A 23,608-nucleotide genomic window follows, 5' to 3' on the forward strand; every position below is an offset into this window, starting at 1 on the left:
ATGAAACTGGAGTCAATCCGAGTACCCATAAAAAATCGTTTGCTAGCAGATTATTGGTCGCCAAATACTGCCATCCATGAGTTTTTTGAATATGAATATAACGATAAATCTTTTGAAAAACGAGCGCAATATTTAGATCAGCATGCGCATGATCAAAAAGAATTAACGGACATTATCCGTCAATTTATGGAGCCGCTTGGTATTTCGCAGAAAGCGAATGAACATTTACAGCAACTAGAGCAAGGTGCTGTTGCGGTTGTCGGTGGGCAGCAGGCGGGTATATTAACTGGCCCTCTTTACTCAGTGCATAAGGCGATTTCAGTCATTACATTAGCGAAAGAGCAAAGTGCGAAGCTTCAACGACCGGTTGTTCCTGTTTTTTGGATAGCTGGAGAAGATCATGATTTAGAGGAAATTAACCATACGTATACATTACAAGGTGCTACTATTAAAAAACGAGCTTACGGTGAACGTTCAAGACGTAAAACAATGGCTTCTGTAACGAGTATAAATAAAGAATCCATGACACAAGTATTGAATACAATTATGAAGGATATTGGTGAAACGGAATTCACTGAAATGCTTATTAAACAATTAATGGATACGCTTAATAAGAGTGAAACATTTACGGATTTCTTTGCGCAACTTATGAACCAGTTGTTTAAAGATGAAGGTTTATTGATGATAGATGCAGCGGACTTTAAATTCCGACAATATGAGAGTAAGAATTTTACCCGTATCATTCATAAAAATGAAGAAATTGCTAGAGTGGTAACAGAAAAAGAAGTGGAGCTTGAACGTGCAGGCTATGGCAATCCTATTTTGGCATCGAATGAAGCGGCCAATCTATTTTTTGTAGAAGATGGGGAACGTCATCTATTGGAGAGGAAGAATCAGCTATTTGTTAATGTGGCTGCAAATATCAAGCTGTCGCGTGAAGAACTTTTAGAAATTGCAAACAAGCATCCTGAGCAATTAAGTAATAATGTTGTTACAAGACCGTTAATGCAGGAAATGACTTTGCCTGTGCTTGCATTTGTTGGTGGACCAGGAGAGCTTGCGTACTGGGCGACGTTGAAGGATGCATTTTCGGTATTAGATTTACAAATGCCGATTTTTGCTCCGCGTCTTCATATCACGATTGTCACGCGTCATGTAGAACAACTTTTACGTGAACTTCATTTAAATGTTGCTGATGTTTGGGATGGGAAAGCGTTACAGCTTCAGGAACAGTTTGTTGCAGAAGTACAGGATGCTGAAGCGAAACGTCAAATTCAGACGATGCAACAAGAGCTTTTCGAAAAATATGCTGCACTTCAAACTTATTTAGAAGAGCAACATCTATTGCTAGATAAAATACTTACAAAAAATAAAGAGAATCATCTAAAACAATTTGAGTATTTACAGCAAAAGATTGAACAAACTGTACTTAATAAGCATGAAACGACAATCCGGAAATTTATGACGCTGCAAAATGAGCTATATCCAAATGAGGGATTGCAAGAAAGAACTTATAATCCTTATCAGTATTTCAATGAGTTTGGACCTATGTTGATTGCTGAAATGTTGAAGCAGGATTATAACGTTGGAAATCACCACTATTTACTTTATTTATAATTTCCGAATGTGTATCTTTGTGCCTAATTAATGATTTTATACAATATGGATTTGATGATCACTATCGACATTGCTAGTGAATAGAGAGCTATCCTACTAAGGGTAGCTCTTTTGTTATGTCATTTGGCACAGGTGGGATGTTTCGTTGAAGGTCTAATTTCATATTAGATATTAAAGTGTCAAGTTTTTTTTAAAATAAGTGGAGGAAAGTGGGGGGATGTGGTACATTATTTAATAAAGTGGGGTGAATAGCATGTTCATGGGAGAATATCAACACTCTGTTGATGCGAAAGGACGATTAATCGTGCCCGCAAAATTTCGTGAAGCCTTAGGTGAAACGTTTGTTGTGACACGCGGACTTGATAATTGTTTATTTGGCTATCCTATGGATGAATGGCGAAAACTCGAAGAAAAATTAAAGGGCTTACCGATGACCAAAAAGGATACACGTGCATTTGCAAGGTTTTTCTTTTCTGGAGCAACGGAAGTAGAGATAGACAAGCAGGGGCGCATTAATATTCCTTCAACTCTAATGCAGCATGCACATCTTGTGAAAGAATGTGTAGTGTTAGGGGTTTCGAATCGAATTGAAGTATGGGCGAAAGATGCTTGGGAGGCTTACTTTAGTGAGTCTGAACAATCCTTTAATGAAATTGCAGAAAATATGATTGGCTTTGATTTTTAATTTTTAGACGCGTAAGTGTCTGCTGTATATGAAGTTAAGGCCTGAAGGGAGCGAGTGGTATGTTCGATCATACAACCGTGTTATTAAGAGAAACAGTTGATGGGTTGAACATCGATCCTGATGGTGTGTATGTGGACTGCACGTTAGGTGGGGCAGGGCACAGTGAATATTTAGTACAACAATTATCTGAAAAAGGTCGTTTAATTTGCTTTGACCAAGATATGATCGCTATTAACAATGCAAAAGTTCGATTGGCGCCATATATTGAGCGCGTAACATTTGTTCACTCGAATTTTCGCTATTTAAAAGAAGAATTATTAAATCTTGGTATCGAGCAAGTTGATGGCATTTTATATGATTTAGGTGTTTCTTCACCACAGTTAGATACACCAGAACGGGGATTTAGTTATCATCATGATGCACCTCTGGATATGCGCATGGATCAAACGGCATCGCTTACAGCATTTCATGTCGTGAATGAATGGGCATATGAAGATTTAGTGCGTATATTTTTCCGTTATGGAGAAGAAAAATTTTCAAAGCAAGTTGCTCGTAAAATTGAAGAGGCACGCAAGGTGGCACCGATTGAAACGACTGGACAACTTGTAGAACTTATTAAAGAGGGTATCCCAGCAGCGGCTCGCCGTAAAGGTGGACATCCAGCGAAGCGCATATTCCAAGCAATACGAATTGCTGTTAATGATGAGCTAGGCGCAGCAGAGGATTCATTAGTCGATGCGATTGATATGATCAACGTAGGTGGACGCGTTAGTGTCATTACGTTCCATTCATTGGAGGACCGCCTATGCAAGACAATTTTTAAGGAAGCGTCATCATTACCGGAATTACCACCGAATTTACCAGTAATTCCTGATGACATGAAGCCAACTTTAAAGCTTATTACGAGAAAACCGATTCTTCCTTCAGATGAAGAATTGGCAGTAAACAATCGAGCTCGTTCAGCAAAGCTTAGAGTGGTAGAGAAAATTAACGACAAAGGGCGTGAGTAAATGGCAGCAGTTCGTGTAAGGCAGCACCAACAACAACATGTGCAACAACCGATAACACCCTCTAGTCCACAACCCACTATCATCCGTCGTAAAAAACCGAACCAGAAGTTTGAAAAGACAATGCTAATTTTTTTAGTTGGCATTATTGCTGTATTATCAGTACTAGTTTTAAATAAGCAAGCAGCAATTCAAACGACAAGCATAGACATTCAAAAAATCGAAGCTGAAGCAGATGAGATTGCTAAACAGAATGTTGACTTGACAGTTCGTGTGAGTGAACTTTCTACATACGATAACATATTGAAAAAAGCTAAAGAACTCGGTTTAACTCTAAATGAGAAAAATGTAAAGGTAGTGCCGGGAGAATGAAAAAAAAGAGATTTCGATTCCAATGGGGAGCCTTTCTATTATTAATTTTTTATGGAGGGCTCTTTTTTCTATTGTTCTCAAGAATGTTTATGTTACAGGCGACAGGTGAAGTGGAAGGACAAGAGCTTGCGGCAAAGGCAGCTGCGAAATATAGTAAAGAAAGTGCCATAACAGCAAGTCGTGGGAAAATTTACGATGGAAATAATCAAGTCATTGCTGAGGATACACTTAGCTACCGATTAATTGCAATTGTAAGTGACAAGGCCACGACAGATCCGAAAAAACCTCGACATGTAGTAGACCCAGAAAAAACTGCGAAAATATTAGCAAAATATCTTCCTGATACTACTGACGAAGAAAAAATCTATAAACAGCTTACTAGGGTAAATGATAAGGGCGAAAAACCTTATCAAGTTGAATTTGGTAGTGCGGGTCGTGGAATAAGTCATGAAACTATGAGTAAAATCAAAGAGGAGAAATTACCAGGGATTATATTTATGAACGATTTAAAACGTTATTATCCAAATGGAATTTTTGCCTCGCACTTAATTGGCTTCACTGTCAGTGAGGAAAATAAGGATAGGACGTTCACGACTAAAGGAAAAATGGGTCTAGAGTACACCTATAACAAAGAACTAACCGGTAAAGATGGTAAGGTTGAATACGAAACAGATGCCTTTAGTTATCTATTGCCAAATAGTGAGAAAATGATAACTCCTGCGAAGGATGGCAACGATATTTATTTAACGCTTGATAAAACGATTCAAAGCTTTGTAGAGGAAACAATGACACAGGTAGAAAAGGAATATAATCCTGAATCTATGACAGCTGTTGTAGCAGATCCGAAAACAGGGAAAATCCTAGCGATGTCTCAGCGACCTACGTTTAATCCTGATACACGTGAAGGTAAAAATATGAAGTGGTTAAATGAAGTTATTGAGGAAACTATTGAACCAGGTTCAACGATGAAAACGTTCACGCTCGCCTCGGCTATTGATACTGGGGCATGGGATCCAAATGCGTATTATCCGTCAGGAACATACATGGTTCATGGTGTGCCTATTAGAGACCATAATAATGGGGTTGGTTGGGGTTATATTCAATATTTAGACGGCTTCCAACGTTCATCTAATACTGCAATGGCTCACCTTTTAGAGAGAATTGGTAACGATGTGTTTTTTGATTATTTAGATCGATTTGGATTTGGTAAGAAAACAGGTATTGATCTACCAAACGAAGCATCGGGTACACTTTTATCGAAATATCCAGTAGAACGAGTGACAACAACGTTTGGTCAAGGTTCTACGGTAACGCCGATTCAGTTAATACAAGCAATAACGGCGATTGCGAATGATGGCAAAATGATGCAACCTTACGTGATTGATCGTATTGTAGACTCATCCACAGGGAAAGTCATTCAAAATCACGAGCCTGTTGAAAAAGGACAGCCGATTAAAGCTGATACAGCAAAACAAGTACGTGAAATTCTTGCCTCTACATTAACATCGAAAAATGGGACAGCGAAGGATTTTGTACTTGAGGATTATCAGGTTGCGGGGAAAACAGGTACTGCCCAAATCCCGTTAGGAAATGGTAATTATTCGTGGGGAGCAAATGAATTCCTGTATTCATTCCTAGGAATGGCTCCTGTAGATGATCCGCAGCTCGTTATGTATGTTTCAATAAAAAGACCGAAGTTAAAGGGTGAACTTGGTTCTATACCAGTTTCAAAAGTATTTAACCCAGTGATGTTAAATAGTTTAAAGTATTTAAATGTTAATCCTGAAGATGTACAGCATGTTGACAATACAAAAATAAAGGATTACACAGGTCAAAGTGCTGAGGCGATCCAAGTGGAGCTTACGAATGATGGTCTACAGCCAGTGATTATTGGTGGTGGCGGTAAAATTATTGACCAGTATCCAAAAGGGCCTCAAAAGCTTGTTAAAGGTAACCTTGTGTTTTTAAAAACAAAAGGTGATACAACACTTCCGAACTTTACTAACTGGTCATTGCGTAATGTACTTGTCTTTAAGTCAATGTCCGGTTTAGAAATTGAAGTCGTTGGAGAGGGCTATGTCGCTAGTCAAAGCGTATCGGCAGGTACTGTAATTTCGGATAGTTCACCGATTGTCGTGAAGCTGAAAACACCAGCGGAAGGCTTTAAGAAAGATGTAGAGACCCCCTCTGAGGGTGAAATTGAACAAATAGATGATGAATAGATACTGAATAGAAGTCCACTTTATTTCATACGTTGTAAAAAACAAGGTGTGATGTCGAATGAAGTGGATTTCTATCCATTCCAAAAAGCGATTGCGTATTTTATACGTATTGTTTATGTTTGTAGCAGCTGCGATTGTCATTAGGCTCTTCTTCTTGCAAGTGTTAGATCAAAAAGAACTGACCAAGAAAGCTGAAGAGAACTGGGACCGAGAAATTCCATTTGCCAATGAGCGAGGGCATATTACAGACCGCGATGGGAAAAATATTGTTACCAATAAGCTTGCGCCAACTTTATATTTCATGCCTTCTCAAAGTAAGGATATTGAAGGAGCAGCAGCAAAAATTGCTCAAGTTCTAGGAGTAGATGAACAAAAGCTATTGGAAAAAATGAAGAAAAAAGAATACTTAGTAAAGCTGGCACCTGAAGGGAAAAACATTTCCTATGAGAAAGCAGTGCAGTTACAAGGTATGCAGATTGACGGATTATATAGTGGTGTTGATTATTCAAGGGATTATCCATACGGTACCTTACTATCTCGTTTTTTAGGTTTCACAGGCTATGATGCACAAGGTTTAGCAGGAATTGAATATGAATACAATAAGCTATTACAGGCTAATTCTTCGGCAATTCGGCTCTTTACAGATGCGAAAGGGAATAATTTGCAGAACGTAGCAAGCGCTTGGAAGTCTGGTGAAGATGGCGCGACAATCGAGCTGACGATAGATGTAGATGCACAACAGGTCGTCGAGCGTGAATTGTCGCAGGCAATGGAGCGTTATGAAGCTGATCAAGCGTTAGCGATTGCTATGAATCCAAACAATGGTGAGATTTTAGCATTAGCCTCCTATCCTACCTTCCATCCAGCAGAATATCAGATGGTAGAGCCTGCTATCTACAATCGGAATTTACCAGTTTGGATGACGTATGAGCCGGGATCGACGTTCAAAATTATAACGCTCAGTGCAGCACTAGAAGAAAATTTAGTAGATTTAGAGAAGGATACTTTTTATGATCCGGGCTATTCAATGGTTGCAGGAGCTAAATTGCGTTGTTGGAAGCGTAGTGGTCATGGACATGAAACATTCCTAGAAGTTGTAGAAAATTCTTGTAACCCAGGTTTTATTGAATTAGGTCAACGACTAGGTGATGATAGATTACTACAATATATTAAAGATTTTGGTTTTGGCCAAAAAACAGGGTCTAACATCGCCGGAGAAGCTTCAGGGATTTTATTTTCAAAAGAAGCCTTTGGACCTGTAGAGCAGGCAACAACTTCATTTGGTCAAGGGGTAGCCGTTACACCTATTCAACAAGTGCAAGCCGTAGCCGCAGCAGTAAATGGGGGTAAGCTTTATACGCCATATGTTGTGAAAAAGGTTTTTAATCCGAATACTGGGGAAGTAATAAAAGAGACTGAACCGGAAGTTAAAAAACAGGTTATTCGAGAAGAGACATCTGCGAAAGTTCGAGGTGCATTGGAATCTGTTGTAGCGAAAGGCTCAGGACGTCAAGCTTACCGAGATGGCTTACGTATTGGAGGTAAAACTGGTACAGCGCAAAAGGTAGAAAACGGTCGTTATAAAAGTGGCGATTATATCGTATCTTTTATTGGCTTCGCACCAGCGGATAATCCGCAAATCGTCGTTTATGTAGCAGTAGATAACCCGAAAAAGACAACACAGTTTGGCGGAGTTGTAGCAGCTCCAATCGTTGGTCAAATTATTGAAGATGTTGCACCTTTTGTTGGCATTGAAAAATCGAAGGCACAGCTTGAAAAGGATTATCGTTGGGGTGACCCAATTACTGTGAAGGTACCAAGTTTTATTGGTCAAACAAAGGACGATATTGCCAAGCAACATTATCCATTCCGTATTGAATGGCATGGAGAAGGGACTAAAATTGGCAATCAACTGCCTGAAGTGGATAGTGTTATCAAACAAGATGGCACCATTCATCTATATTTAGAGAACTAATATAACTTTACCTTTAAAAAATGGGAAAGAACCACTATTATTATGAAGGGTAGTAATAAATAAATGAAAGTTTGTGCTTTTTTCTTGAAGAAGAAAGTGAAACGAGATTTAAAGGAGATTTTTCAATGAAACTCGCAACAACTCTTACCATTTTAGCTATTGCTTTTATAGTAACAGTTATCCTGGCACCTATTTGTATTCCACTTCTTCGCCGATTAAAATTCGGTCAAAGTATTCGTGAAGAAGGACCAAAATCACATATGAAAAAAGCTGGTACACCAACAATGGGCGGTATTATTTTCTTAATTGCCATTGTCCTAACTACTGTTGCTGTAGGAAGCTTTTTAGATTTATTTACAACACAAACCGTCGTACTGATATTAGTATTAGCAGGGTTTGGATTAATCGGCTTGTTAGATGATGGCTTAAAGGTTGTTTTTAAACGTAATTTAGGACTAACATCACTTCAAAAGCTGATTGGTCAAATTGTCATTGCGATCTTAGCCTTTTTCTTATTACATGTAGGATCGTTTGATACAACACTTGCTATACCATTTACGGATTGGACGATTGATCTTGGTAATTTCTATGTAGCCTTTTTAATTTTCTGGTTAGTTGGCTTCTCGAATGCAGTAAATTTAACAGATGGACTAGATGGGCTTGTGGCAGGTACTGCATCTATTGCCTTTGCAGCATTTGGTGTTATTGCTCTATTCCAAGATCAAGCAGATATCGCCTTATTTGCATTTGCGGTGACAGGTGCATTATTAGGATTTTTACTTTTTAATGCGAATCCTGCAAAGGTATTTATGGGGGATACAGGTTCGTTAGCATTAGGTGGAGCTTTAGCAATGGTATCTGTTTTAGTAAAGGCAGAATTCTTATTATTATTAATTGGATTAGTATTTGTTATTGAAACATTATCCGTTATTTTACAGGTAGGTAGCTTTAAACTTCGTAAAAAACGTATTTTTAAAATGAGTCCTATTCATCATCATTTTGAATTATCAGGTTGGTCAGAGTGGAAGGTAGTACTTGTCTTTTGGTCAACTGCTTTAGCAGTAGCATTGATTGCAGTCTTATCGGAGGCGTTCTAATGAAAAACTATACAGATTTACAACATAAAAAAGTCCTAGTTTTAGGTCTAGCTAAAAGTGGTGTGGCTGCAGCAGAGATTTTACATGAGCTTGGCGCCTTTGTGACGGTCAATGATTCAAAACCATTTGACGAAAGCCCAGATGCACAAGGCTTATTGCAAAAGGGTATTACAGTTATTTGTGGGCGTCACCCAGAGGATTTACTCGATGAAGGCTTTGAATTAGTTGTGAAAAATCCAGGGATTCCTTATAGCAACAAAATAGTAGCTGATGCCATAAGCCGTGAAATCCCGGTATGGACAGAAATTGAGCTTGCCTATTTAATTAGTGAAGCGCCGTTTATTGGGATTACAGGGTCAAATGGTAAAACAACAACGACAACATTAATTTTTGACATGCTGAATGACGGTGGCCCAAAACCGCTAATTGCAGGGAATATTGGGACAGTAGCATGTGGTGTTGCTAGAGAGGCACAGAAGGAAAATGTAATTGTTACGGAGTTATCCTCTTTTCAATTAATGGGAATCAAAACATTCAAGCCGAAAATCGCTATATTAACTAATCTTTATGATGCACATCTTGATTATCATGGGACATTTGACAACTATGCAGAGGCAAAATTTGGTGTCTCACGTAATCAAGATGAAAGCGATTATTTTATCTATAATGCTGATCAGCCAGTTGTTGTTGGTTATGCAACAAAATCTAATGCTAAAAAGGTACCATTTAGTTCTAAGGGGCGTACAGAAGAGGGTATTAGTGCGGATGAAACAACAATTTACTGGCAGGGTGAACCATATTTAGATCGAGCAAATATCGCTTTGCCTGGTAAGCATAACTTAGAAAATATTTTAGCAGCTGTAGCGGCTTGTATTTTAGTAGGCTGTGACAAAGCTAAAATGGAAGAAGTTTTAGCTAAGTTTGGTGGAGTTCGTCACCGTACTCAGTTCGTGCGTGAATGGAATGGACGTAAAATTTACAATGACTCCAAAGCGACAAACTGCTTAGCTACAAAAAGTGCTTTAGATGCATTCCAAGCACCGGTCATTTTACTTGCGGGTGGCTTAGATCGAGGTCATTCATTTGAAGAATTACGTCCATGCATGAGCCATGTAAAAGGTGTTGTTGCCTTTGGAGAAACAGGTTTACGCTTTGTAGAATTTGCGAAGTCGTGTGGCGTACAGCAAACTGTTATTGCCCAAAATGTTGAGGATGCAGTACATTATGCGGCACCGATGTCGGCAGAAGGCGATGTTATTCTTTTATCTCCTGCTTGCGCAAGCTGGGATCAATATGACAGCTTTGAAATACGAGGCGACGTTTTTATTGATGCTGTAATGAAGCTGTAATGAGCCTGTAACTATTTTAGAATATACTTGACTTGGAAGGATGGCATTACTGAGAGGAAAAGAAAGCTATATATTGCTCGTCACAACATTGATGCTTTCAATAATCGGCATTATTTTCGTCTATTCTGCAGGTACCTATTGGAGTGCCATTCATTATAGTGGAAAAATGCCGTTTTATATGAAGCAAAGTATGTACTTTGGGGTAGCCATTATAGTGTTTTTAATCACTATTCGATTAAAGATTTTGCAAACTCAGTCCTTTTGGAAGATGGCCTATATATTTTCGTTAATTTTACTGGTCCTTGTACTTATACCAGGAATTGGACTTGTACGAAATGGTTCTCAAAGCTGGATTGGAGTAGGTCCGTTAACAATCCAGCCAGCAGAGCTAACGAAAATTACAGTCATTGTGTACTTGAGTCATATTTTAGCGCAACATAAAACGGGTACGTCGATCGTTAATTGGCGTCATGGATTGGTCCTATTATTACCCGTTGTCCTTATTATGTTGCAGCCTGATTTTGGTTCAGTATTTATTCTAGTTGTTTCTGTGTTTTTATTGTTTTTTGTGGCAGGGTATCCTTTAAAACTTTATGCGATGTTTATGGTTGCTGGGATTGCTGGATTAGTGGGTTTAATTGTCACAGCGCCATATCGACTAAAGCGAATTGAAGCATTTATTGATCCGTGGGTCGATCCTTTAGGAAGTGGCTTTCAGGCTGTACAATCGTTAATGGCTATAGGTCCAGCAGGGATTTTTGGGCATGGTTTTGGACAAAGCAGGCAGAAGTTTTTATATTTACCTGAACCACAAAATGACTTTATTTACGCAATTATTCTTGAAGAGGTAGGATTGCTTGGTGGGCTAGTGATTGTAGCGCTTTTTGTGCTAATAATCTATGCAGGCTATAAATTCGCAGTACAGGCTAAAACAAGAACATCTTATTACGCGATAATAGGACTTGTCACAATGCTGACCGTACAAGCATTTCTAAATATAGCAGTAGTGATCGGATTAGTTCCTGTAACAGGTGTCACATTACCTTTTATTAGCTACGGAGGAACATCTTTAGTAACAATGTGGTTAATAATAGGTATTATTTATCAATTAGCGAAATAAATATAAAGGAGGAGTACTTTTTGGAGAAAGTAATTGATATAGAAGATCGCATACCTACGCTAAAAAAGCGACGAAAAAAGCGTACAAACCGGAAATTTATAGTGCTAATATTACTTTTCTTTATTGTGTTAGCAGTACTCCTTTATTTTCAATCTCCTTACAGTAAAATCAACAAAATAACAGTCAATGGCGCTCAGTTAGCAAATGAAGAATATTATGTACAAGCCAGCACTCTTGAACCTGGAAAGTCGATGTGGGGATTTAAAGTAGAAGATGTAGAGAAATTATTACTAAAGGATAAATGGGTAAAAGATGCACATGTTAAACGTAATTGGCTTCAAGGCGTGACAATAGAAATTAAAGAATGGAAAAAAGTTGCGTACTTAGCTGGTGACGGCACTTATTATCCGTTACTTGAAAATGGCGAACGTTTTGAACAAGCTGGGGATGACATCCCGATTGACGCACCTGTATTTATCGGTATAACTGGCGAAAAGACCATTAAGAAGCTTGTCAAGCAATTAGCACAATTAAAGCCAGAAGTATTATCGTTAATTTCTCAAGTCAATACAAACGGTAATGAGACAAATCCTAATGCTGTTAAGCTTTATATGAACGATGGCTATGAAGTACGTGCTGTTATTCAAACTTTGGCAGAAAAGCTAAATCATTACCCTGCACTTGTGGCACAAATCCCAAATTTAGAAAAGGGTGTTATCGACTTAGAGGTCGGCTCGTATTACAAATCTTTCAATGATGAATACAACAAAGTAAGCATTGACTTAGAGGGAGATTCGGCCAACCAGGAAGTGAAAAAAGATGAACAACAAGAAAAAGAATAGCAAAGGAAATTTCTTTTCAAGAAAACAATTTCAGTTGCTTATTGTTTGTGTGACTATGGGATTTATCGTTGGCTATTCGTACAACCAGGCAAAAGATAATCGAGATGCAAGTTCAAGTGATGCAGAGCTTTTTGAGCAAGAAGAGTCATATCGTGAGGAGTTAATTGCACAGCAAGAGCGCAATAAAGAACTGTCAGAAGAGGTGACTGATTTACAAGAAAAAATTCGCAAGTATGAAAAATCATTTGTTGCTAGTAAAAAGGATTATACAAAGCTTGTTGAAGAAGCAGAGGATTTACGTTTGTTGTTAGGCGATTTAAATGCAGAAGGAAAAGGGATACGTATTACCCTTCAAGACGGTGATTACGATCCGAAATCTGCTAACCCTAATGATTATATTGTGCATGAGAGCCATGTTTTTAAACTACTCAATGAGCTTAAAATTTCTGGTGCCCAAGCAATTGCTATTAATGGTCAACGCGTTTTGGCGAATTCTTATATACGCTGTAATGGACCAGTCATTACGATAGATGGCAAGCAGCATCCGGCTCCATTTGTCATTGAGGCTGTAGGAGATTCAAAAACATTGATGGCTGCCTTAAACTTAAATGGTGGCATTGTAGATCAACTATTAAATGACAATATTGTTGTGTCATTAGAAGAAGAAGAAAAGCTAACTATGCCAAAAGCACAAGTAGAAAGTTAAACGATTTTCAGTTAATATTTACAGACTAAATTTAGTTATAGCCTCCAGATAAGTTATAAATTGTAACATGCGTTCGCATAATTCAAAATCTAAGGAGTAAATCTGTGGGGGGTTACGATACGTCTAGGAGGGGCTATTTTGAAAAAAAATATGTACACCCGAATAACGATCGTGCTATTTATTATCGGTTTGATGATAGCGGTACAATACAATACCATAAAGCAACCAGCTGAGCGAGATACACGAGATATTTGGGCCATAAGAGAGGAATTAGCAGAAGAAAAGCAAAGGCATTCCACATTATTAGCAGAAATTCGCTCACTAAATGAAGTAGTGGGTCGCTATGAGCAATCTGAGAAAGCAAATTTACAGGCTGCATTATATGAAACGTTGAATCGTTTAAAGCTACAGGCTGGGCTAACGGAAGTCACAGGGCCAGGCGTTGTACTTCGTGTTGAACCAGCGCCCGAATTAGTAGAAATGGGGTATGAAATCAAAGAAATTTCACCTGATTTACTAACCCAATTACTAAATGCTCTGTTTAAATACAATGCAGCGAGTGTCTCGATAGATGGAAATCGCGTTGTCCATACGACTGCCATTCGAGACATAAATGGAAAGACTACAGTGAACAGTATACCACTGTCCTCACCACCTTTTGAAATTTATATTGGGACTAGCTCTTTTAAAGAAGCTCAAAAAATGTACAATTCGTTACAGGCTTCAACATTTATCGATTCCTTTTATTTAGATAATTTTAATTTAATTATAGAGGAACCGACTGAGCATTTAACAATCCCAGCATTTGATCAGTCATTGACAAATGATTATTTAACAGAGGTGGAAAAAGGAGAATAATTTATGTGGCTACCATTTTTAGGTTTGATATTTGGACTTGCCCTTGGCTTGTTAACAAATATCCAAATACCCTCTATATATGAAAATTATCTGTCAATAGCTGTTTTAGCAGCATTAGATACATTATTTGGCGGTATTCGCGCTCAATTACAGCATGTATATGACGATAAAGTATTCGTATCAGGATTCTTTTTTAATATAATTCTTGCAGCAGGATTAGCCTTCTTAGGTGTGTATTTAGGGATAGATTTGTACTTAGCGGCTATTTTCGCGTTTGGGGTACGTTTGTTCCAGAATATAGCAATAATTAGGCGTATTTTACTAACGCGCTTAGATGAGAAACGTCACAAGAAGGATGAAAATTCCAAATAATAAGAGAAAAATTGAGCAAAATACTCGATTTGCTTAGACATTATGCTAAATTTACAATAGAATGAGAATAAGAGCATTTTTTCAAGGAGGTGCAGTGAATTGAATCAGCAAGATTTATATATTTCTCTTGATATAGGATCATCCTCTATCAAGGTATTAATAGGTGAAATGAGCGATGGTCAATTACATGTAATTGGCGTCGGAAATGTAAAATCGAATGGAGTTCGAAAAGGTGCAATTGTTGATATTGATGCAACAGTCCAATCGATTCGAAAAGCAATAGAACAAGCCGAACGAATGACAGGATATCAAATTAATGAAGTCGTTTTAGGAGTTCCGGCAAACCAGACGATGTTACAGCTAGTTAAAGGTGTTGTCGCTGTAAATAGTGAAAATAGAGAAATTACAGATGATGATTTAGATAGAGTGGTAGAATCTGCGCAAGTCATGTCAATACCTCCTGAACGTGAATTAGTTAACATCATTCCTAGACAATTTATTGTAGATAACTTAGATGAGATTAAAGATCCACGAGGTATGATTGGTATCCGTTTAGAAATGGATGCCACAATGATTACAACCTCCAAGACACTCTTACACAATGTTCTACGCTGTGTAGAACGTGCAGGTCTAAGTATTCGAGAAATATATTTGCAACCATTAGCAGCAGGTTTTTTTGCATTAACGGAGGATGAAAAAAACCAAGGTACCGCTTTCATTGATTTAGGCGGCGGTTCCACTACTATCACAGTATTCGAAGAGGGACTGTTAACACATACAGGAGTCATTCCAATTGGTGGCGATCATATTACAAAAGATATTTCGATCGTCTTAAAAACACCAACAGAACAGGCAGAACAAATTAAACATCAATTTGGACATGCCTATTATGATGACGCATCAGATGATGAACTCTTCGAAGTACCGGTTGTAGGGACAGATTCAACAGATCAGTACAGCCAGCGCTATATATCAGAAATTATCGGCGCTCGTTTGGAAGAATTATTTGAGTTAGTCATCGACGAGTTAGCACGTCTAGGTGTTAGAGATTTACCAGGTGGTGTTGTTTTGACAGGAGGCGTTGCAAAGCTAGAGGGTATTGCTCAACTGGCACGCCAGATTCTGCAAACGCGTGTTAGAATTTATACACCCGATTATATTGGCGTTAGAGAGCCTTCATTTACGACGGCGGTTGGACTTATTCGTTACGCCTATTTAGAAGATGATTTTTATGGAAAAAGTACTAATACGCAGCCTGTTGAATATGCAGTTGTAGGATCTCCTGCAGCACCTAAAAAGCAAGAATATGCTGCACCTTCAGAATCAAAAGGAAGCGTAATCGGAAGAGCAAAAAAATTATTTGATAAATTTTTTGATTAACATCTTTCAACAGGTGTCCAAACACCCGCTGAAAGAAGTTAAAGCCTCCGGCGGATGTCACGGAATCGGAAAGGAGTTCGCATAGGATGTTAGCCTAAAACCATCGCATCCATGCGATAACGGCTAACTGACCTGCATCGGTAAAAACGCCACGTCCTGTGGTATTACCGAAATGACCGACATCGTGTCGGCCCTCGTGCAGGCCTAAGCACAAAGCCGATTCCGGACGCAATTATACCGAGGCATAATTGATCTTAAATGCGTAATGAATGATACAGAGTCGAGTTACCGTGGGAGGAAAAAGAAATGTTAGAATTTGATACAAGTGTTGATCAACTTGCAGTAATAAAAGTTATTGGTGTTGGTGGCGGCGGTAACAACGCTGTCAATCGAATGATAGAACATGGAGTACAAGGTGTTGACTTTATCGCAGTAAACACAGATGCACAGGCGCTAAATTTATCGAAAGCAGAAATAAAACTACAAATTGGTACAAAACTTACACGTGGTTTAGGTGCAGGTGCAAATCCAGAAGTAGGGAAAAAAGCTGCAGAAGAGAGCCGTGAACAATTAGAAGAGGTTCTACGTGGTGCAGATATGGTATTCGTTACAGCTGGAATGGGCGGAGGAACTGGTACTGGTGCCGCACCAGTAATCGCACAAATTGCTCGTGATTTAGGAGCTCTTACAGTCGGTGTTGTAACGCGTCCATTTACGTTTGAAGGTCGCAAGCGACAAACACAAGCTATCGGTGGTATTGGTGGCATGAAGGAAGCTGTAGATACTTTAATCGTCATTCCGAACGACAAGCTATTACAAATTGTCGATAAATCTACGCCAATGCTTGAGGCATTCCGTGAAGCAGATAATGTTTTACGACAAGGTGTACAAGGTATTTCAGATTTAATTGCAACGCCGGGTCTTATTAACTTAGACTTTGCAGACGTAAAAACAATTATGTCTAACAAAGGTTCAGCGTTAATGGGTATTGGTATTGCTACAGGTGAAAATCGTGCAGCAGAGGCAGCTAAGAAAGCTATTTCAAGTCCTTTACTTGAATCATCAATTGATGGCGCTAAAGGTGTCCTTATGAATATTACAGGTGGCTCAAACCTTAGTCTATTTGAAGTACAAGAAGCTGCAGACATCGTAGCTTCAGCATCTGATGAAGAAGTAAATATGATTTTCGGTTCTGTTATTAACGAAAATCTAAAAGATGAAATTATTGTCACAGTTATTGCGACTGGTTTCTCAGAAGAAGCTCTACAGCAACACCGTAATGTTACACGTCCGACGATAAATACAAATAGACAAGCTGTTCAGCAACAGCAAGCACCTATTCGTGAACCACGACAAGATGTGCACGTACAGCAAGAGCAACCACGTCAACAAAATCAACAAAATTATGCGCAGGATGACATGCTTGAGGTACCAGCATTTTTACGTAACCGTAGAAATCGCTGATCAATGAAAGCATCTGACTTATAAAAAACTCGTATTTTACATATGTAAAATACGAGTTTTTTATATTTCCAAAGTAAAATTATCAGGCGTGTTAGTTAGGAAAAAGATAGGTTTATTATTGAGCGATAAAAGGGTTTTTTTGTTGCTATTTTGCTAATATATCGGCTCTTCACCAAAACGTGTGGTTGATTTCCGTTCCGGCTGGGCGCTTTGTTGCTGACGCTACGCTTTCGCACAGATAAAACATTTGCCGCTGACGCTACGCTTTCGCGCAGAGCAGAGCTTCCTGGGGGCGTCCGATGAGCCGCTTCACTCGCGTTGCTCGCTCCAGGGTCTCATCTGTGACGCTGATCCCCAAGGAGTCGCCCAGCCGTAACGAAGATCAACTAATATACAGCACATATATTTTAAAAAATGTCATCCACAACTTTTGGTGATGAGCCAAGATACCCCTATTTTAACTGATTATAGCATAGGGCGACTCGACTCCGCGGGAAAGCTAGTAGCGCGAAAATAGGGTGGATAGAAATGGTTAATCAACATACCTGTAAAACTATATCTTATTCCGCAAAAGTTATTGTAGAGAAAGTGAAATTACAGCACCACTGTTGATTTTTAGTTCGAGTAGAGAAACGTTAACTAGCGACGGCAATAATAATTAAGAGAAATAAATTGATTGTTCAAATTGTGTAGGGAAAGGATGTATTTTGTCAAAACATTTTAAGGAAATGATGCGATTGTTTGACAATATTTGTGGGTATAACATGCTAACTTTGTAAGTAGGAGGCGGCTGTTATGTATGGAGAATGGCTGGTGCTCATTAATACGCTTTTTAACCTAGCGATACTCAAGTTTACGGCAAAGGTAACAGGGGTTTTTGTAAAGAATACGAGATTATTAATGAGTTCTATTTGTAGTAGTTTTGTAGCTGTAATAGGTGGGCAAATGCTGTTGACGACGCTGTTGAGCTTTATTTTACTAATTGGGATAGCTTTTCGTTTCAAGATTCGAAGCTTTCAAAAGCAAGGACCAATCGTTTTAACAGCAACAATCGTGATCGGTGGATTGTTAACAGCGTTACAACCATATTTAAAAAATCTTTCTGTCGTCCATTTTATCATCATTTGCCTACTATTAGCTGTTGGTAATCTTGTTGCTTTTTATAAGCAATGGGGATTTGTAAAGCTAGAGCGGTTAAGTGGTCAGTTTGTTTTTGATACCACATTGAAAATTTTTGATGTAAGGATACCACTTTCTGCATTTGTAGATACAGGTAATCAAGCTATCGAGCCACTATCAGGAAAACCTGTTCACTTTGTCTCTTATGGAGCTTTACGACCACATTTACCCGCAGCATTTTGCAAATCATTATTAGAATGGCAAGAAACTGATCCGTATAATGTATCCATGTTTTCAGAAGATTATCAGCGTTATATTCGATTTATTCATGTCAATACAGTGCAACAGCAGTCGGTTGTACTAGGTTTTCGCTTTGAGGAGTTGCATATCAAGGGGGAGCACTCACAAGTGAAAAAGAATGAATATATCGTGCTAACAAAAAAGGCTAAAAATTTTCCACATAGCACAGCAGCAATTTTACATTTTTCAGCGCTTTCAAATAACTCATAGAGGGGGAGAACTATTGCTTCTTAGGCTACTTGCTAGCTTGAAAAAATTTTGGAGTAAGTTTCGAAGTCGTGAAACGTACTATATAGGGGGAAATGATTCATTGCCAGTGCCACTAAGTCGAGAAGAAGAAGTTACAGTCATTGCATCCTTTATGAATGGTGATTTACGAGCTAGAGATACACTAATTGAACGTAATTTACGTCTTGTTGTTTATATTGCTAGGCGTTTTGATAATACGGGTACGCCGATTGAAGATTTAATAAGTATTGGTTCGATCGGTTTAATTAAGGCGATTGAAACGTTCAATACAGATAAAAATATTAAGCTTGCAACGTATGCATCACGTTGTATTGAAAATGAAATTTTGATGCATTTACGTAAAACAAGTCGCATGAAGGGTGAGGTTTCATTAGATGAACCATTAAACTCTGATGCTGATGGAAACGAATTGTTATTGTCTGATATTTTAGGAACTGAAGAGCATATTATTTTAGACAATGTAGAGAAGAAAATTGAGCGACAACATATGTTTCATGCCATTAATTTACTAGGGGCGCGTGAAAGATATATTATGGAATGTCGTTTTGGCCTTAATGGGAAAATTGAAATGACTCAAAAAGAAGTTGCAGATCATTTAGGGATATCACAATCATATATTTCCCGATTAGAGAAGAAAATTATTCAAGATTTACGTGAAAACTTGAACCAGCCAATATCTTAGGGAGGGAAATTTAACCTACCTAAAATTGGTCGTATCTTTTGTGCATATTCTCGTTTCTCTCGGACAAACTGATGTAACGGTTTAGTCAGAGAATAACATCCGGAGGAATCGAATATGCGAACGAAAGTAGATCTTTGCGGCTTAGATACATCGACTTTGCCAATTTTAAAGCACGAGGAAATGAAGGAACTCTTCATTCGTTTACAAGCTGGAGAAACTGAGATTAGAGAAGAGCTTGTAATGTGCAATTTAAGGTTAGTGCTCAGTATTGTCGGTAGATTTGCCTACAGGGGTGAACAGGCAGATGATTTATTTCAGGTAGGCTGTATTGGCCTCATGAAAGCCATTGATCATTTTGATTTGAAGCATAATGTACGATTTTCAACATATGCTGTACCAATGATTATTGGTGAAATTCGTCGCCATCTGCGTGATCATCATGCATTACGTGTTTCTCGTTCTCTAAGAGATATTGCGTATAAGGCGATGCAGGCAAAAGAGCAATGGATAACCGAAAATTTACGAGAACCAACGATTGAAGAAATTGCTGAAATGATTGACATGAAAAAAGAAGATGTATTATTTGCTTTAGATGCCATTCAAGATCCAGTTTCATTACAAGAGCCCATTTATTCAGACGGTGGAGACGCTGTTTATATGATGGACCAATTACGTGATGATGATGTATCAGAAGATCAATGGGTTGCCTACGTATCGGTAAAGGAAAGTTTGCAAAAGTTAGATGAACGTCAACAAATGATTGTTGCAAAGCGTTTTTATTACGGTGAGACACAAACTGAAATTGCAAAAGAATTGGGAATATCTCAAGCACAAATTTCACGTCTAGAAAAAAATGCAATTGAAACAATGCAGAAAGATTATAAGTAAAAAACAATGCGCACCCGACTCTCGGTGCGCATTTTAATTTATGTCAATGAAATAGAGATTCCTTAATCATTTCATTTTCATTTAAACAACAATAAACACATAAATATAAAGAGAAAACATAGTTTGTTGAGATAAAACGATGTTGAGAGTAATTGATTTAGGAGGGATAAAATGCGTTTTTCGATGTTACAGCAAAAAGAAGTTATTGAAGCAGGCAATGGACGCTTTTTAGGATTTGTGGTCGATGCAGAGGTATCTAAAGAAACAGGCTATGTAACGGCATTTATGATTGCAGAGCCCCGCAAATATCTGGGCTTTTTTCGGGGAGAAGAATCTGTTAGGAAAGTGTATATGAAAGATGTACTTGTAGTTGGAAAGGATGTCATTTTAGTAAAAGCATTATCCTAAAGTGCGAAATTTCTATGTTTATTAAAACGAAAGTTAATTTTAATCTGTGAACGGTTAGTAATTTCACAAAGGTTAGGTCATGCTATTCATTGATAATTCAAGCATTGCTTGTTACAATAAAAGAAACTATTGTTGTAAAGTTGGGAAAAACAGTGACAAAAATCTTAACAAATTTAAATAAAATAAATGATTTAATACAAGCAGCAAAAAAACGTGCAAATCGTGAAGCAGACAAAGTTCAGATTATTGCAGTAACAAAAGAAGTTTCAGTAGAGAGAACACAAGAAGCAATTGAAGCAGGACTTATTCATTTAGGAGAGAACCGTCCTGAAGGCTTAAATCGTAAAATTGAGGCGATTCAAGATGATGTACATTGGCATTATATTGGGTCTATACAAACACGTAAGGTAAAACAAGTCATTAACAGCATTGATTATTTACATTCATTAGATCGTTTGAGTTTAGCAGAAGAAATTGAAAAAAGAGCAGACAAACCTGTCAAATGCTTTGTACAAGTTAATGTATCAGGAGAAGAATCAAAACATGGTTTATCAATCGAGGAAATTCTGCCTTTTATTGAATCATTAAAGAGTTTTACCAAAATTCAAGTGGTTGGTTTAATGACCATGGCACCAAATACAGATGATGATACAATTATTCGCTCTGTTTTTAAGCAATTAAAACAATGTCAACAGCAAATAGCCGAGCAAGGATTCGCACACGCACCTTGTACCGAGTTATCAATGGGCATGTCTAATGACTTTGAAATTGCGGTAGAGGAAGGGGCTACATTTGTTCGAGTTGGAACGGCTCTTGTTGGAAATGAAAGAGGGGAAGAGGATGAGCATGAAAAATAAAATCAAAAATTTCTTTTACCTTGAGGAAGAATTAGAAGAAGAAATCACGCAAGCTCCTATTCAACAGCAACAACCCGTACAACAACAGCAACAGGTTCAATCAGTGAAGCCTAAAAAAGTTATTAAAGAACGCAAGGCACCAATTCAGGAAATTTTCCCGCAGAGTACAACACCTGCGAACAATATTGTAAGCTTACAGGCGGCTATGAATTCTAAAGGTGCAAAAGTTGTATTAGTTGAACCTAGAGTTTATGCTGAAGCACAGGATATTGCTGAACATTTAAAAAATAAACGCGCAACAATTGTCAATTTACAACGTATTGAGCGAGAGCAAGGTGTGCGGATTATTGATTTTTTAAGTGGCACAGTTTATGCACTTGGTGGTGATATTCAAAGAATAGGGAAAGACATCTTCCTATGCACACCTGATAATGTAGAAGTGTCTGGCGAAATTTCGAATTTTATTTTAGACGATAATTAATAGCGAGGATTGTAGTTTATATGGATTTATGGATGATTTTAGGTTATGTAGCATTAGCATTTAAGGTGTATTCTTTTATGTTATTTGGATATGTTTTATTGTCTTGGGTACCTGCTGCGCAAGAATCAGCAATTGGCCGTTTCCTTAAAAAAGTATGCGAGCCTTATTTGGGGATTTTCAGGAAATTCATCCCTCCGATTGGTATGATTGATATCTCTCCAATCGTGGCAATTTTTATGCTTAATTTTATTAAAAATGGGCTTTTTATTGTTATTCAAAAAGTGTACGAAATGTTTCTTTAAAAGAAATCCTCACAAATGGTGGGGATTTTTTATTTATGGGTAATACTATATTTAACAAAAATGGTTGCTTTACAATTTAGTGACTAGGCGACTCCTTAGGGATTAGCGTCATAGATGAGACCTTGCAGCGAAGCGGATGTTATCTGTGCGAAAGCGAAGCGACAGCAACAAATGTTTTAACTGTGCGAAAGCGAAGCGACAGCAACAAATGTTTTAACTGTGCGAAAGCGAAGCGACAGCAACAAATGTTTTAACTGTGCGAAAGCGAAGCGACAGCAACAACAAAAGCGGCTCATCGGACGCCACCAGGAAGCTTTGCTCTGTGCGAAAGCAACAAAGCGCCTAGTCGGAACAGAAATTAACCCCACGTTTTGGTGATGATCCTTATTTTTTGATATAAATCCTTAAAATACCAATGAAATTAAACTAGTAAAAGATAGATAATAGAGGTGGAGTAAACATGGAGCATTTAATTCAGCATTTTAGGAAAGATGAACAGCCTTTTATTGAACAGGTTGTGAGTTGGCAGCGTGAGGTGGAGGATCGATATGCTCCAAAGCTTACTGATTTTTTAGATCCTCGACAACGTTTTATTGTTACATCAATTATTGGACAATATGACATATTGAAAACAGCCAGTGCAGGGCTCTTTGATGAAGCAGAAAGACAGCGTATGCTTATTTATCCTACTTATTATGAGCCTATGGAGGATGATTTTCAGCTCACAGTATTTACGATTCAATATCCTGTGAAATTTGTACAACTACGACATCCAGATGTTCTAGGAGCGTTATTATCATTAGGACTGAATCGTGGCAAATTCGGTGATATTCGTGTAAATGAACATCAAGTACAATTCGTAGTAGAGAATGAGGTAGCAGAATATGTACGCTTACATTTAACAGGCATCGGCAAAGTAAAGGTACATGTAGAATCGATTAAAGAGATGGAGCCTCTGCTCCAAATTGAGGAAGAATGGCTAGAAGAATCTCATACTGTTTCTTCTATGCGTTTAGATGTTATTATCTCAACGGTTTTAAAAATTTCACGTCAAAAGGCACAAGCCTTAATTACAAGTAAAAAGGTACGTGTTAATTGGACCGAGCGGGATACAGTTGCTTTTGAGTTACAAGAAGGAGATATTTTATCTGTACGTGGAAGTGGTCGAGTAAAAATTATGATGACTGAAGGCCGTACAAAAAAAGATAAAATTCGTTTGCAAGTCGGTCGATTGACCCAAAAAAGCTAAAAATCAA

Annotated in this window: 25 protein-coding genes; all 25 read left to right on the forward strand. The window is 38.1% G+C overall.

Translation table 11 applies throughout. The annotated features are described in order from the left end of the window. The 25 genes from bshC (at position 1) to QUF91_RS05955 (ending at position 23,601) form a co-directional block, all read left to right on the forward strand. Positions 1-1,617: a bacillithiol biosynthesis cysteine-adding enzyme BshC gene (bshC, locus tag QUF91_RS05835; protein WP_289417133.1), complete on the forward strand. Its 1,617-nt coding sequence runs from the start codon at positions 1-3 to the stop codon at positions 1,615-1,617. 253 nt (positions 1,618-1,870) lie between these two features. Beyond that, positions 1,871-2,302: a division/cell wall cluster transcriptional repressor MraZ gene (gene mraZ / locus QUF91_RS05840; protein WP_289417134.1), complete on the forward strand. Its 432-nt coding sequence runs from the start codon at positions 1,871-1,873 to the stop codon at positions 2,300-2,302. Between the two features lie 59 nt (positions 2,303-2,361). Beyond that, positions 2,362-3,312, forward strand: a complete 951-nt coding sequence (gene rsmH, locus QUF91_RS05845) for a 16S rRNA (cytosine(1402)-N(4))-methyltransferase RsmH (RefSeq protein WP_285397934.1) — start codon at positions 2,362-2,364, stop codon at positions 3,310-3,312. Further along, positions 3,313-3,681 (forward strand): cell division protein FtsL, encoded by a 369-nt coding sequence (gene ftsL, locus QUF91_RS05850; RefSeq protein ID WP_285397933.1) that lies wholly within the window; start codon positions 3,313-3,315, stop codon positions 3,679-3,681. Continuing rightward, positions 3,678-5,903: a penicillin-binding transpeptidase domain-containing protein gene (locus QUF91_RS05855; protein ID WP_289417135.1), complete on the forward strand. Its 2,226-nt coding sequence runs from the start codon at positions 3,678-3,680 to the stop codon at positions 5,901-5,903. The genes ftsL and QUF91_RS05855 overlap by 4 nt, the downstream gene beginning before the upstream one ends. Before the next feature lie 58 nt (positions 5,904-5,961). Next, positions 5,962-7,878: a stage V sporulation protein D gene (locus QUF91_RS05860; RefSeq protein ID WP_289417136.1), complete on the forward strand. Its 1,917-nt coding sequence runs from the start codon at positions 5,962-5,964 to the stop codon at positions 7,876-7,878. Positions 7,879-8,003: 125 nt separating this feature from the next. Beyond that, the gene (mraY, locus tag QUF91_RS05865; protein ID WP_289417137.1) at positions 8,004-8,975 is read left to right on the forward strand and encodes a phospho-N-acetylmuramoyl-pentapeptide-transferase; all 972 of its coding nucleotides are present in this window, start codon (positions 8,004-8,006) and stop codon (positions 8,973-8,975) included. Next, positions 8,975-10,324 (forward strand): UDP-N-acetylmuramoyl-L-alanine--D-glutamate ligase, encoded by a 1,350-nt coding sequence (gene murD / locus QUF91_RS05870; RefSeq protein ID WP_289417138.1) that lies wholly within the window; start codon positions 8,975-8,977, stop codon positions 10,322-10,324. The genes mraY and murD overlap by 1 nt, the downstream gene beginning before the upstream one ends. Positions 10,325-10,364: 40 nt before the next feature. Next, positions 10,365-11,444 (forward strand): putative lipid II flippase FtsW, encoded by a 1,080-nt coding sequence (gene ftsW, locus QUF91_RS05875; RefSeq protein ID WP_285397928.1) that lies wholly within the window; start codon positions 10,365-10,367, stop codon positions 11,442-11,444. 20 nt (positions 11,445-11,464) lie between these two features. Further along, entirely contained in the window at positions 11,465-12,286 is an 822-nt protein-coding gene (locus QUF91_RS05880; RefSeq protein WP_285397927.1) for a cell division protein FtsQ/DivIB, read from the forward strand. Next, a complete protein-coding gene (locus QUF91_RS05885; RefSeq protein WP_285397924.1) occupies positions 12,264-12,992 on the forward strand; it encodes a DUF881 domain-containing protein in 729 nt (242 codons plus the stop codon). The genes QUF91_RS05880 and QUF91_RS05885 overlap by 23 nt, the downstream gene beginning before the upstream one ends. Positions 12,993-13,130: 138 nt before the next feature. Next, positions 13,131-13,850, forward strand: coding sequence for a DUF881 domain-containing protein (locus QUF91_RS05890; RefSeq protein WP_285397923.1), 720 nt, complete (start codon positions 13,131-13,133; stop codon positions 13,848-13,850). A gap of 3 nt (positions 13,851-13,853) precedes the next feature. Beyond that, a complete protein-coding gene (locus QUF91_RS05895) occupies positions 13,854-14,222 on the forward strand; it encodes a small basic family protein (RefSeq protein ID WP_285397922.1) in 369 nt (122 codons plus the stop codon). A 99-nt stretch (positions 14,223-14,321) separates the two neighbouring features. Continuing rightward, complete coding sequence (gene ftsA / locus QUF91_RS05900; protein WP_285397921.1) at positions 14,322-15,602, forward strand: cell division protein FtsA; 1,281 nt, start codon at positions 14,322-14,324, stop codon at positions 15,600-15,602. Positions 15,603-15,908: 306 nt separating this feature from the next. After that, the gene (gene ftsZ / locus QUF91_RS05905; protein WP_285397920.1) at positions 15,909-17,066 is read left to right on the forward strand and encodes a cell division protein FtsZ; all 1,158 of its coding nucleotides are present in this window, start codon (positions 15,909-15,911) and stop codon (positions 17,064-17,066) included. A 795-nt stretch (positions 17,067-17,861) separates the two neighbouring features. Next, positions 17,862-18,695: a sigma-E processing peptidase SpoIIGA gene (locus QUF91_RS05910; RefSeq protein WP_289417139.1), complete on the forward strand. Its 834-nt coding sequence runs from the start codon at positions 17,862-17,864 to the stop codon at positions 18,693-18,695. Positions 18,696-18,708: 13 nt separating this feature from the next. Beyond that, a complete protein-coding gene (gene sigE, locus QUF91_RS05915) occupies positions 18,709-19,416 on the forward strand; it encodes an RNA polymerase sporulation sigma factor SigE (RefSeq protein ID WP_049668349.1) in 708 nt (235 codons plus the stop codon). A 114-nt stretch (positions 19,417-19,530) separates the two neighbouring features. Continuing rightward, positions 19,531-20,304, forward strand: coding sequence for an RNA polymerase sporulation sigma factor SigG (gene sigG, locus QUF91_RS05920; RefSeq protein WP_285397918.1), 774 nt, complete (start codon positions 19,531-19,533; stop codon positions 20,302-20,304). 171 nt (positions 20,305-20,475) lie between these two features. Beyond that, on the forward strand, positions 20,476-20,712 hold the full coding sequence (locus QUF91_RS05925) for a PRC-barrel domain-containing protein (protein WP_049668351.1): 237 nt from the start codon (positions 20,476-20,478) through the stop codon (positions 20,710-20,712). Between the two features lie 152 nt (positions 20,713-20,864). Beyond that, positions 20,865-21,569, forward strand: a complete 705-nt coding sequence (locus tag QUF91_RS05930) for a YggS family pyridoxal phosphate-dependent enzyme (RefSeq protein ID WP_289417140.1) — start codon at positions 20,865-20,867, stop codon at positions 21,567-21,569. Next, positions 21,553-22,050, forward strand: a complete 498-nt coding sequence (locus QUF91_RS05935; RefSeq protein WP_285397917.1) for a cell division protein SepF — start codon at positions 21,553-21,555, stop codon at positions 22,048-22,050. Before QUF91_RS05930 ends, QUF91_RS05935 begins: the two co-directional genes overlap by 17 nt. 20 nt (positions 22,051-22,070) lie before the next feature. Then, complete coding sequence (locus QUF91_RS05940) at positions 22,071-22,352, forward strand: YggT family protein (protein WP_285397916.1); 282 nt, start codon at positions 22,071-22,073, stop codon at positions 22,350-22,352. Between the two features lie 122 nt (positions 22,353-22,474). Then, complete coding sequence (locus QUF91_RS05945; RefSeq protein ID WP_289417141.1) at positions 22,475-22,606, forward strand: hypothetical protein; 132 nt, start codon at positions 22,475-22,477, stop codon at positions 22,604-22,606. Continuing rightward, entirely contained in the window at positions 22,572-22,730 is a 159-nt protein-coding gene (locus tag QUF91_RS05950) for a hypothetical protein (RefSeq protein WP_289417142.1), read from the forward strand. The genes QUF91_RS05945 and QUF91_RS05950 overlap by 35 nt, the downstream gene beginning before the upstream one ends. An 82-nt stretch (positions 22,731-22,812) precedes the next feature. Then, positions 22,813-23,601 carry a YlmH family RNA-binding protein gene (locus QUF91_RS05955; protein ID WP_289417143.1) on the forward strand — a complete coding sequence of 263 codons (789 nt, stop codon included), beginning with the start codon at positions 22,813-22,815 and terminating at the stop codon, positions 23,599-23,601. The last annotated feature ends 7 nt before the right edge of the window (positions 23,602-23,608 follow it).

It is taken from the genome of Lysinibacillus sp. G4S2 (assembly GCF_030348505.1).
Lineage (GTDB): Bacteria > Bacillota > Bacilli > Bacillales_A > Planococcaceae > Lysinibacillus.